This is a genomic window from Methylobacterium dankookense (assembly GCF_902141855.1).
Classification (GTDB): domain Bacteria; phylum Pseudomonadota; class Alphaproteobacteria; order Rhizobiales; family Beijerinckiaceae; genus Methylobacterium; species Methylobacterium dankookense.
The window spans coordinates 120511-131645 of sequence record NZ_CABFVH010000010.1; the positions used below are offsets into that span (position 1 = coordinate 120511).

Annotated in this window: 9 protein-coding genes; 4 read left to right on the forward strand and 5 right to left on the reverse strand. The window is 72.2% G+C overall.

The genetic code is table 11. The features are described 5' to 3' along the window. Positions 1-43: 43 nt before the first annotated feature. The 4 genes from nadC to MTDSW087_RS10885 all read right to left on the reverse strand — a co-directional run bounded on the left by nadC (position 44) and on the right by MTDSW087_RS10885 (position 4441). Positions 44-910, reverse strand: a complete 867-nt coding sequence (gene nadC, locus MTDSW087_RS10870; protein ID WP_144763680.1) for a carboxylating nicotinate-nucleotide diphosphorylase — start codon at positions 908-910, stop codon at positions 44-46. Continuing rightward, complete coding sequence (locus MTDSW087_RS10875; RefSeq protein WP_144763682.1) at positions 910-2427, reverse strand: L-aspartate oxidase; 1518 nt, start codon at positions 2425-2427, stop codon at positions 910-912. The genes nadC and MTDSW087_RS10875 overlap by 1 nt, the downstream gene beginning before the upstream one ends. Further along, positions 2424-3461: a quinolinate synthase NadA gene (nadA, locus tag MTDSW087_RS10880; RefSeq protein WP_373322013.1), complete on the reverse strand. Its 1038-nt coding sequence runs from the start codon at positions 3459-3461 to the stop codon at positions 2424-2426. The genes MTDSW087_RS10875 and nadA overlap by 4 nt, the downstream gene beginning before the upstream one ends. 149 nt (positions 3462-3610) lie before the next feature. Then, complete coding sequence (locus tag MTDSW087_RS10885; RefSeq protein ID WP_144763684.1) at positions 3611-4441, reverse strand: aldo/keto reductase; 831 nt, start codon at positions 4439-4441, stop codon at positions 3611-3613. Positions 4442-4713: 272 nt separating this feature from the next. Here MTDSW087_RS10885 and MTDSW087_RS10890 point away from each other — a divergent pair, with 272 nt between their 5' ends. The 4 genes from MTDSW087_RS10890 to MTDSW087_RS10905 all read left to right on the forward strand — a co-directional run bounded on the left by MTDSW087_RS10890 (position 4714) and on the right by MTDSW087_RS10905 (position 9494). After that, entirely contained in the window at positions 4714-5460 is a 747-nt protein-coding gene (locus tag MTDSW087_RS10890; protein WP_144763686.1) for a sigma-70 family RNA polymerase sigma factor, read from the forward strand. A gap of 139 nt (positions 5461-5599) precedes the next feature. Next, positions 5600-6262: a 2Fe-2S iron-sulfur cluster-binding protein gene (locus MTDSW087_RS10895; RefSeq protein WP_144763688.1), complete on the forward strand. Its 663-nt coding sequence runs from the start codon at positions 5600-5602 to the stop codon at positions 6260-6262. A gap of 10 nt (positions 6263-6272) precedes the next feature. Further along, complete coding sequence (locus tag MTDSW087_RS10900) at positions 6273-7247, forward strand: FAD binding domain-containing protein (protein WP_144763690.1); 975 nt, start codon at positions 6273-6275, stop codon at positions 7245-7247. 21 nt (positions 7248-7268) lie between these two features. After that, a complete protein-coding gene (locus tag MTDSW087_RS10905; protein WP_144763692.1) occupies positions 7269-9494 on the forward strand; it encodes a xanthine dehydrogenase family protein molybdopterin-binding subunit in 2226 nt (741 codons plus the stop codon). Between the two features lie 48 nt (positions 9495-9542). On the opposite strand, the gene MTDSW087_RS10910 is transcribed toward MTDSW087_RS10905, so the two are convergent. After that, positions 9543-10775, reverse strand: coding sequence for an HD-GYP domain-containing protein (locus MTDSW087_RS10910; protein WP_144763694.1), 1233 nt, complete (start codon positions 10773-10775; stop codon positions 9543-9545). Between the last annotated feature and the right edge of the window lie 360 nt (positions 10776-11135).

Below are 11135 nucleotides of genomic sequence, written 5' to 3' on the forward strand. Positions count from 1 at the left end.
CGCGCTTATGGTTCAAGGATCAGGGCGCGACAAGCCGGGCCGGCTACGCGGCGTCGAGGCCGAGATCGATGATCGCGGCGCTGTGGGTGATCCAGCCGCAGGAGATCAGGTCGACGCCGGAGGCCGCCACGGCCCCGACCGTCTCGACGGTGATGCGGCCCGAGGCCTCGGTGAGGGCGCGGCCGTCCACCATGGCCACGGCTTCCCGCAGCGTGTCGGGCTTCATGTTGTCGAGGAGCACCGCGTCGGCGCCGACGGACAGCGCCTGTTCGAGCTGGGCCAGGGTGTCGACCTCGACCTCGATCTTCACGAGATGCCCGGCCCGCGCCTTGGCCCGCTCGATCGCCGGCACGATGCCGCCGGCCACCGCGATGTGGTTGTCCTTGATGAGCACGGCATCGTCGAGGCCGAAGCGGTGGTTGGAGCCGCCGCCCGCGCGCACCGCGTGCTTCTCCAGGCCGCGCAGGCCCGGCGTGGTCTTGCGGGTGCAGACGATGGCGGCCTTCCCGTGCGGGCGGGCCGCCTCCACGAGGCCGGCCGTGGCGGTGGCGACGCCCGACATCCGGCAGAGCAGGTTGAGGGCGACGCGCTCGGCCGTGAGGATGGCCCGCGCCGGCCCCGAGAGCCGGATCACCACGTCGCCCGGCGCGACGCGGGCGCCGTCGCCGCGCTCCACGCGGACCCGCACCGCCGGGTCGATCAGCTCGAAGGCGATGCGGGCGGCATCCACGCCCGAGATCACGCCGGCCTGGCGCGCGGCGATCACGCCCTCCAGGCGGGCCTCGGGAGGCACGATGGAATCGGTGGTGACGTCGCCCGCCCGGCCGAGATCCTCCAGCAGGGCGGCGCGCACCACGGGCTCGACCAGGAGCCGCGGCAGGGGCGACAGTTCAGGACGGATCTCGGTCATCACAGGGCCTCCGCGGCCGGAACGGGGTCAGCGAGCGCGCGTTCGAGCGCGCCGAGGGTGGTCTCGCTGTGGCGGGCGGGCGCCTGGGCCGGGAAGTCGCTGCGCCAATGGGCGCCGCGGCTCTCCGTGCGGCGGAGCGCGCCGTGGGCGATGAGCAGCGCGGTGAGCGCGGCGTCGCAGCCGCCCGCCAGCGGCGCGAGGGCGGAGACCGCCGCGCGCAGGCCGGCCTCGTCGCGGACCACGCCGACGCGGGTCTCCATCAGCGTCCGGATCGCGGCGAGATCGGAGGCGGGACGGGCCCGCGGCGCGGACGGACGGACGGCGCCCGCGGGGACCGCGTCGAGCCCGTCCGCGATGAAGCCGGCGAAGGCGAGCGCTTCGAGGAGCGAGTTGCTGGCGAGCCGGTTCGCGCCGTGCAGCCCCGTCGAGGCGACCTCGCCGCAGGCGTAGAGGCCGGGCACGGTGCTGGCGCCGACGGCGTCCACCGCGATGCCGCCCATGTGGTAATGCGCGGCCGGGCGCACCGGGATCGGCTGGCGCGCCGGGTCGATGCCGGCCTGCGCGCAGAGCGCGGCGACTGTCGGGAAGCGCGTCGCCATGCGGTCGCCGAGCGCCCCGCGGGTGTCGAGGAACACGGTGCGGCCGCGCCCCAGGGCCTGGAAGATGCCGCGGGCCACCACGTCGCGGGGGGCGAGGTCGCCGCCATCGACGCCGGCCATCACCGCCGCGCCGCGCTCGTCGACGAGCCGGGCCCCCTCCCCGCGCAGCGCCTCGGTGGCGAGCGGCATCGGGTCGGCGCCGGCCGCGATCGCGGTCGGGTGGAACTGCACGAATTCCATGTCCCGCAAGGTGGCGCCGGCCCGCGCGGCGAGCGCGAGGCCGCGGCCAGTGGCGCCGCGCGGGTTGGTGGTCGAGGCGTAGAGCGCCCCGACGCCGCCGGTGGCCAGCACCACGGCCCGGGCCGGGATGCGGAAGGGCGCACCGTCGCGCTCGCAGACCACGCCGGCCACCGCGCCATGCGCATCCTGCAGCAGGTCGGTGACGCGGGCGGTGACGACCTCGACGGAGGGGGCGGCCTGCACCGCCCGCACCAGCGCCTCGAGGACGCGGGCGCCGGTGGCGTCGCCGCCCGAGCGCACGATGCGGCGGCGGCCATGCGCGGCCTCGAGGCCGAGCGCCAGCGCACCGTCCTCCTGCCGGTCGAAGGGCACGCCGAGGGCGACGAGCCAGTCGATCAGGCGCGGCCCCTCCGCGGCGACGCGGAGCGCCACGTCCTGCTCGCTGAGCCCGGCGCCGGCCGCCAGGGTGTCGGCCGCGTGGAGCGCGAAGGCGTCGTCGGCGCCGATGGCGGCGGCGATGCCGCCCTGCGCCCAGCCGGTGGCGGTGCCGAGCCCGAGGGGTTGGGCCGTCACCAGCGTGACGGGCCGGGGCGCGAGCCGGAGCGCGACGCTGAGGCCGGCGACGCCCGCGCCGACCACGACGACGCGGTCGGCCGGGTTGCGGGAGAGGGCGTTCATCGTGCGCGCACCGCCAGCATGCGCTCCACCGCGGCGCGCGCCCGGTCGGCCAGCGCCGGATCCACCGTCACCTCGTGGGTCATGGTCTCCAGCGCGCGGCGGATGTTCCGCAGGCTCATCCGCTTCATGTGCGGGCAGAGGTTGCAGGGCTTGATGAACTCGATGTCCGGATTCTCGGCGGCGATGTTGTCGGCCATCGAGCACTCGGTCACCAGCACGACCTGCCGGGGCCGCTTCTCGGTGACGAAGTTCATCATCATCGCCGTGGAGCCCGAGAAATCGGATTCGGCCACCACCTCCGGCGGACATTCGGGATGCGCGATCACGGTGACGCCGGGATAGCTCTCGCGCACGTCGCGGATATCGGCCGGGGTGAACTGCTCGTGCACTTCGCAATGGCCCGCCCAGGTCAGGATCTCGACCTCCGGCACCTCGGCCTGGACGTTCTGAGCCAGGAACTCGTCGGGGATCATCAGGACGCGCGGCGCATTGAGCGAGCGCACCACCGCGACCGCGTTGCCGGAGGTGCAGCAGAGGTCGGATTCCGCCTTCACCGCCGCCGAGGTGTTGACGTAGGTCACGATCGGCACGCCCGGATACTTGGCCCGCAGGCCGCGCACGTCCTCGGGCGTGATCGAATCGGCGAGCGAGCAGCCGGCTCCCATGTCCGGGATCAGCACGGTCTTGCCCGGGTTCAGGAGCTTGGCCGTCTCCGCCATGAAGTGGACGCCGGCCAGAACGATCACATCGGCATCGACGTTCACCGCCTCGCGGGCGAGCGCGAGGCTGTCGCCGACGATGTCCGCCACCGTGTGGAAGATCTCCGGCGCCTGGTAGTTGTGCGCCAGGATGACGGCGTTCTTCTCGCGCTTGAGCCTAAGGATCGCCTCGATGTCGGGCGCGAGCGCCGGCCACTCGATCGCCGGGACGTGCCGGCTGACCCGGGCGTAGAGGTCGGGCAGCGGCAGGCCCGGCGACAACCCGGGCATCTGGCCGGCGGGGCTGCGGGAGATCGGCTGACTGGTCGCCGCCATGGCGTCCTCCATTATGCTCAGTTTGAGCATTGTGCCGCCTAACTTAGGCGGCCCGGACGCCCCTGTCCAGATATGCTGAGACTGAGCATAAATCTTTTGCGACGCGGTGTTACCGACCTGATCTTTGTTGCGACGCAGTGCGATCGCGCTCAGCCGAACCTGTCGGGATCGGGACCCGTGCGGCCGTCGGGACGGTCGAGCGTGGCGATCCGTGCCATCTCGTCATCGCTCAGGGCGAAGTCGAACACCGCGATGTTCTCGGCGATGCGCGCCGGGGTCGCCGTCTTCGGGATGGCGACGAGCCCGTTCTGGAGATGCCAGCGCAGGACGATCTGGGCCGGCGTGCGCCCGTGCGCCTTCGCGATCGCAGCAAGGATCGGATCGGCGAGGCCATGCCCGCGCCCGAGCGGGCTCCAGGACTCCGTCACGATCCCGTGACGGGTGTGCGCCGCGCGCAACGCCTCCTGCTGGAAGCGCGGATGCAGCTCGATCTGGTTCACCGCCGGCACGATTCCGGTCTCGCCGACGATTCGGTCGAGAAGGGCGGGGGTGAAGTTCGAGACGCCGATGGAGCGCACCTTGCCGGATTCCCGCAGGGCGATCAGCCCCTTCCAGGTCTCCACGAAGCGGCCCTGGCCCGGACAGGGCCAGTGGATCAGGTAGAGGTCGACATGGTCGAGCCCGAGCCGGTCCAGGCTCTCGTCGAGGCCGGCCTGGGCCGCGTCGTAGCCGTGGTGGTCGTTCCACAGCTTCGTGGTGACGAAGAGATCCGCGCGCGCCACCTCCGCATCCCGGATCGCCCGGCCGATTCCAGCCTCGTTGCCGTAGATCGCCGCGGTGTCGATGGAGCGATAGCCGGCCCGGATCGCGACGCCGACGATTTCGGGCGCACGGGCCTCCTCCACTTGGTACACGCCGAAGCCGAGCCGCGGCATTGCCCGGCCGTCGTTCAGGGTCACGGTCCGGTCGGGTTCGGGCATGGCTCTCGTCTCCGTTCGGGGCTCCCGCCCGCGCCCCAGGCGAGGCGCGCAAGCAAGGGACGGCGTGGGGATCGCGGGCCGGTCCCGGCCCATCGTCTCGCGCCCGTTCCATGGTTTCTCACCTGGGCTCCGCAGCCCCATGATCCAGTGTAGCGAGAGGTCTTCGGACAGGACCGGTAACCTATGTTGCTGCAACCCTTTGAGGCCTGCGCGAGAAGTTGAGCCAGCAAGCGCAATGGCGCCTTCAGCAACTTCTGCGCGAACGAGGTTCGATGTCTGGCCATCAAGCCCTGCCGAACGCCGCCGCATCCCCGGAGCCCCGCCCCGGCCTCACCGAGGCCATCAGGGCGCATCTCGGCCTGCACCTCCAGACCACCTACGCCGAGATGAAGCCGGTCCCGCCGACGCCGCATCTCGCCCAACTGATAGCCAAGCTCGACGCGGCTCTGGCCAAGGCGGAGGACCGCGACGCCAAGGCATTCCGGACCGGCCTGCTCGAGGCCGTGCCCAGTCTCCACAACTTTGCCGTGTCCCTGACGCGCAACCCGTCCGCGGCCGACGACCTCGTCCAGGACACGCTCCTGCGCGCCTGGCGCAGCCGCGGGAGCTTCAAGGCCGGGACTAATCTCGGCGCATGGCTGTTCACGATCATGCGCAACGCCTTCTACAGCGTGCACCGGAAGCAGTCCCGCGAGGTCTCGGACACGGATGGCGACCATGCCGCCCGGCTCTCGACCGTCCCCGAGCAGGGCGGCCATCTCGACCTGCAGGACGTGCAGGCCGCCCTCGACCGGCTGCCCGCCGTGATGCGCGAGGCGCTGATCCTCGTCGCCGTCGAGAACGCCTCCTACGAGGAGGCCGCCGAGATCCTCAAATGCCGCATCGGCACGGTGAAGAGCCGGGTCTGGCGGGCGCGCGACCAGCTCGCGCACATGCTCGGCTATACCGGCGCCGATGTGGGCGCGGACCACCTGACCCTGTCCGCCCTCGGCCACGACGGGCTCGCCGGGGAGATCTGATGCGCTCGCCCCCCGCGCCCATCGGGCGCAGGCGGGGTCGGATCGAACCGCGCCGCCGGGGCGTTGCCACCCGCACCGATTGCATCGCCGCTGGAGACTGAAACTCCCGTGCGAAGCTCGGCCGGCGCGGGATGGCGGCATGAACGATTCACACCAGCGGAACCCTTTCGCGCTGACCCGGCGCACCATGGTCGAGGGCTGCGCCGCGGCCGTGGGCACGGTGGGCTTCGGTTGGCCCGGACGCCCCGTGGCGGCGCCCGCAATGGGCGATCCGCCGCCGCAGACGATGCCGGTGCGCCTCACCATCAACGGGCAGGCGCGCGACCTCACCCTCGACACGCGCACCACCCTGCTCGACGCGCTGCGCGAGCATCTCGGCCTCACCGGCTCGAAGAAGGGCTGCGACCATGGCCAGTGCGGTGCCTGCACGGTGCTGGTCGAGGGGCGGCGGATCAATGCCTGCCTCACCCTCGCGGCCATGCACGAGGGCGACGCGATCACCACGATCGAGGGGCTGGCAGACGGCGACGCGCTCCACCCGGTCCAGGCCGCCTTCATCGCCCATGACGGCTTCCAGTGCGGCTACTGCACGCCGGGCCAGATCTGCTCCGCGGTCGGCATGATGAACGAGGCGAAGGCCGGCTGGCCGAGCCACGTCACCGCGCAGATCGCCGAGCCGCTCGAACCGAGGAGCGCCCTCGCCGAGGCCGAGATCCGCGAGCGGATGAGCGGCAACATCTGCCGCTGCAGCGCCTATCCCAACATCGTCGCGGCGATCCGCGACGCGGCCGCCGACATCTGAGGGGCGCGCCATGAAGGCCTTCAGCTACGAGCGCCCGAACAGCGTCGCGGAAGCCGCCGAGATCGCGGCCGGGCGGCCCGATGCCCGCTTCATCGCGGGCGGCACCAACCTGCTCGACCTGATGAAACTCCAGGTGGAGACGCCCCGGACCCTGATCGACGTGAACCGCCTGCCCCTCGGCGCGGTGGCCGATACGGAGGACGGTGGTCTGCGGATCGGCGCGCTGGTGCGCAACGCCGACCTCGCCGCGCATCCGCGGGTGCGGAGGGACTATGCGGTGCTCGCCAAGGCGCTGCTCGCCGGCGCCTCCGGCCAGCTGCGCAACAAGGCGACCACCGCCGGCAACCTGCTGCAGCGGACGCGCTGCTACTACTTCTACGACACGTCGAAGCCTTGCAACAAACGCGAGCCGGGCTCCGGCTGCTCGGCCATCGGCGGCTTCAACCGGATCATGGCGGTGCTCGGGACGAGCGAATCCTGCATCGCGACGAATCCCTCCGACATGAACGTGGCCATGCGCGCCCTCGACGCGACGGTCGAGACCCTCGATGCGCAGGGCGCCGCGCGGACGATCCCGATCGCCGCGTTCCACCGCCTGCCCGGCGACACGCCGCAGGTCGAGACGAGCCTGCGCCCCGGCGAGATCATCACCGCGGTCACGCTGCCGAAGCCCGTCCCCGGCACGCATCTCTACCGCAAGGTGCGCGACCGGGCCTCCTACGCCTTCGCCACGGTCTCGGTGGCCGCGATCATCGCCAAGGGCGAGGGCGGGCGCCCCGCCGCGGCCCGCCTCGCCTTCGGCGGCCTCGCGCACAAGCCGTGGCGGGTCGAGACAGCCGAGCACGCCCTCGTCGAGACCGGCTCGGCCGACGCCGCCGCCGACCGGGTGCTCGCGGGGGCCAGGGGCTACGGCTCGAACGACTTCAAGATCCCGCTGGCGCGCCGGACGCTGCGCGCCGTCCTCGACGAGGCCGCCCGGGCCTGACCATTCGCAAGGACCCTCTCGATGGAGATGAACCAGCCGATCGGCGCGACGCCCCTCGACGGGCGCCCCGACGGGCTCGTCGGCCGCCCGATCGACCGCATCGACGGCCGCCTCAAGGTGACGGGCCGCGCGCCCTACGCCTATGAGGTGCGCGAGCCGAAGAACCCCGCCTACGGCTTCATCCTCGGCGCCACGGTGGCGAACGGCACGATCCGCAGCCTCGACGCCGCTGCGGCGCGGCGCGCGCCGGGCGTGCTCCACGTGATGACGCACGAGAACGTGCCGGCCCAGGGCGAGAAGCGCGAGCAGGTCTGGCCGCAGCTCCAGGGTACGGAGATCCGCTTCTTCGGCCAGCCCGTGGCCTTCGTGGTGGCCGAGACCTTCGAGCAGGCCCGCGCGGCCGCCGCCCTGGTCAAGGTTGCCTATGAGGCCGCGCCGCCCAAGGTCTCCCTCAAGGCGGCGCTGCCCGAGGCCTACAAGCCGAAGCCGGCCCAGACCGACCCAGATTCGCAGGCCGGCGACTTCGAGGCCGCCTTCGCGGCGGCGCCGGTGAGGCTCGATGTCACCTACACCACCCCGCCGCAGATCCACGCCCAGATGGAGCCGCACGCCACCATCGCCGAGTGGCAGGGGAACCGGGTCGTGCTCTTCACGGCCAACCAGATGCTCAACCGCGGGCAGAAGTCGCTCGCCGCGGTGCTGAAGATCCCCGAGACCGACATCCGGCTCGTCAGCCGCTACATCGGCGGCGGCTTCGGCTCGAAGCTGCAGATCCAGCCCGAGGCGACGCTGGCGGCGCTGGCCGCCCGCATCGTCGGGCGCCCGGTGAAGGTGGCGATGACCCGCCAGCAGGAGTTCCACGCCGGCACGCACCGCACCGACACGATCCAGCGCGTACGCCTCGGCGCCGACCGGGACGGGCGTCTCTCGGCGATCGGGCACGAATCCTGGTCCGACGCCGCGATCGGCGACCAGTTCTTCGAGACCGCCGCCAACGTCACCCGCGCCCTCTACGCGGCGCCGCACCGGATCACCCGGCACCGCTTGGCAAACCTCAACGTTCCGATCACCTCGGCCATGCGCGCGCCCGGAGAGGCTGTGGGCCAGCTCGCCTTCGAATGCGCCATGGACGAACTCGCCGAGCAATTGGCGATCGACCCGATCGAGCTGCGGGTGCGCAACGAGCCGGAGCAGGACCCCGAGAAGCGCGTGCCCTTCACGGTGCGCCAGCTCGTGCCCTGCATGCGCGAGGGCGCGCGCCTGTTCGGCTGGGAGAAGCGCCAAGCCGCCGGCACGCGGCGCGAGGGACGTTACCGCGTCGGCATGGGCATGTCGGCGGCGGCCCGGCTCAACCCGCTGATGCCCTCCGCCGCGCGCGTGCGCCTCGACCCGGACGGCAGTCTGACGGTGCGCATGGCGATGACCGATATCGGCACGGGCACCTACACCATCCTCGCCCAGATCGCGGGGGAGATGATGGGCCTGCCGGTGGAGCGCATCCGCGTCGAGATCGGCGACACCGACTTCCCGATGGCGGCGGGCTCGGGCGGCTCGTTCGGGGCGGGCTCGGCGGGCTCGGCCCTCTACGTCGCCTGCGACAACCTCCGGCAGGCGCTGCTCAAGGCCGGCGACCTAGCGGCGGAGGGGGCGGCCTTCGCGGACGGGCGCGTCACCTCGGGCAACCGCTCGGAGGCGCTCGCCGACCTCGCCGGCCGCGGCGGGATGGAGGCGACGGGCGAGATCAAGCCCGGCCGCCTGAAGGAGCAGTTCTCGCACTATTCCTTCGGCGCGCATTTCGCCGAGGTCGCGGTCGACGCCGATACCGGCGAGATCCGCCTGCGCCGCATGCTCGGCGTGTTCACGGGCGGGCGCATCCTCAACGCCAAGACTGCCCGCTCCCAGGCCATCGGCGGCATGACCTTCGGCATCGGCGCCGCGCTGATGGAGGACGGGGTGATGGACCCGCGCTTCGGCAGCTTCGTCAACCGCGACCTCGCCGAGTACCACGTGCCGGCCCATGCCGACGTGCCGGCGATCGAGGCGGTCTTCCTGCCGGAGCTCGACGCCAAGGCGAACCCGCTGAAGAGCAAGGGCCTGGGCGAGCTCGGCATCTGCGGGGCGGGCGCCGCGATCGCGAACGCCATCCACAACGCCACCGCCACCCGCATCCGCGACTACCCGATGACCCTCGACAAGGTGCTCAAGGGCTTCGAGGAGCAGGAGGCGCGCGCCGCCCGGCGGAGCTAGGGCCGCGCTCAGTCGTGCGCGGCAGGCAGGCTCCTCGGGAAGCCGGCGTCAGGCCGCGGCTTCGGGCCGGGCGCGCCGCGCCTTGCCCTCGACCGCGCCGCGCTTGGCGGGAACGGGCATGGCCGGCCGCACGGGGACGGAAGCGGCCGTGGTCCGGCCCGGATCGACCTCCGCGCCGCTGGCCGCCTCGCGCAACAGGGCCGGCACCCGTGCCCAGGGCTCGTTGGCCTCGGTGAACATCCGGCGCGCGGCGTCGCCTGCGCTGGCGCGCGCCGCGCGGATCTCCTCGAGGCGGCTGCAGAAGGCCGCGACGCAGGCCGGGTCGAAATGGCGCCCGCTCTCGGCGCGGATCGCCTCGACGGCCGCATCGAACGGCATCGCCGTCTTGTAGGGGCGCTCGCTCGTCAGGGCGTCGAACACGTCGGCCACGGCGACGATGCGGGCGGCGAGTGGGATCCGCTCCCCGGCGCGGCCATGCGGATAGCCGGTCCCGTCCCAGCGCTCGTGATGCGATTCGGCGATCTCGGCCGCCAAGCGGATCAGCTCGCAGCTGCTGCCGCTCAAGACGCGGCTGCCGAGGGAAGTATGTGTCTTCACCAGCGCGAACTCGTCCGCGTCGAGCTTGCCCGGCTTGAGGAGGACGGTGTCGGGGATCGCGACCTTGCCCACGTCGTGGAGCGGCGCGGCGAGGTAGATGCGGCGGCACAGGGCCGGATCGAGGCCGAGGGCCTCGGCCATGATCTGGCTGTAATGCGCCACCCGCCAGGTGTGGTCGCCGGTGTCGTTGTCGCGGTACTCCACCGCCAGCGACAGGCGGAAGATGATCTCCTCCTCGCGCTCGCGCAGGTGGCGCACCGCCATCTCGACCTCGTTCGCGAGCCAGCCGGCTTGGTCGTCGAGGCGGCGCACGGCGGTGGCGAGCCGCACGAAGTTGCGCAGGCGCGCGGTGATCTCGATGCCGGTGCTGCGCTTGTCGAGGAAGTCGGTGGCGCCGGCCTCCAGGGCCGAGATCCGGACCGCGTCACAGACGTCGCTGGTGATCATGACGATCGGCACGCGCGCGTAATGCGGAATCGCGCGCAGGATCTCCACGAAGGCGACGCCCGCCATCTCGGGCATGTGGTGATCGACCAGGACGAGGTCGAAGGCGCGGGTGCGCGCCTCGATCAGGGCGGCCTCCGGGTTGCCGTGGTCCGTCACCGTCACGTCCGGCTCGGCCTCGAGCAGCCGGCGCAGCCGCAACCGCATGGTCGAGCTGTCGTCCACGAGGAGCGCGTCCATGCTCACTCCCCCTCCCGGGTCCGGAAGGTCGGAGCGGCGCTCTGGCGGACGCGGGAACGGGTTCCGGCAACGTGCGCGAGAGGCCGGACCGGCCGCTGCGAGGCAGGCTGTCTTGCGGAGATCACACCGGGACTCCGGGGGAGTGGCGCATCGTCGGGTCCTTCCGCCGGCTCGCAGCCTCGATTCGATCGAGGGTGCGGGGCGGCCCGCCATGGACACAACGTATGGTCCCCCCGGGAAAAAGGGGCTTAAAAACCAAAAACGCCTTTCCCCCCCCGCCCCCCCCCATAAAAATTTTTTTTGAGCCCCCATGAGCAAAAAAAATTATTGGCGCGGTCGGAACGACGCGAAGGCCGGGGG

Coding starts and splice junctions, on each gene's coding strand:
- MTDSW087_RS10910 (WP_144763694.1), bottom strand. CDS start 10,775: ATGGACGCGCTCCTCGTGGACGACAGCTCGACCATGCGGTTGCGGCTG.
- MTDSW087_RS10905 (WP_144763692.1), top strand. CDS start 7,269: ATGGAGATGAACCAGCCGATCGGCGCGACGCCCCTCGACGGGCGCCCC.
- MTDSW087_RS10890 (WP_144763686.1), top strand. CDS start 4,714: ATGTCTGGCCATCAAGCCCTGCCGAACGCCGCCGCATCCCCGGAGCCC.
- MTDSW087_RS10900 (WP_144763690.1), top strand. CDS start 6,273: ATGAAGGCCTTCAGCTACGAGCGCCCGAACAGCGTCGCGGAAGCCGCC.
- MTDSW087_RS10885 (WP_144763684.1), bottom strand. CDS start 4,441: ATGCCCGAACCCGACCGGACCGTGACCCTGAACGACGGCCGGGCAATG.
- nadA (WP_373322013.1), bottom strand. CDS start 3,461: ATGGCGGCGACCAGTCAGCCGATCTCCCGCAGCCCCGCCGGCCAGATG.
- MTDSW087_RS10895 (WP_144763688.1), top strand. CDS start 5,600: ATGAACGATTCACACCAGCGGAACCCTTTCGCGCTGACCCGGCGCACC.
- MTDSW087_RS10875 (WP_144763682.1), bottom strand. CDS start 2,427: ATGAACGCCCTCTCCCGCAACCCGGCCGACCGCGTCGTCGTGGTCGGC.
- nadC (WP_144763680.1), bottom strand. CDS start 910: ATGACCGAGATCCGTCCTGAACTGTCGCCCCTGCCGCGGCTCCTGGTC.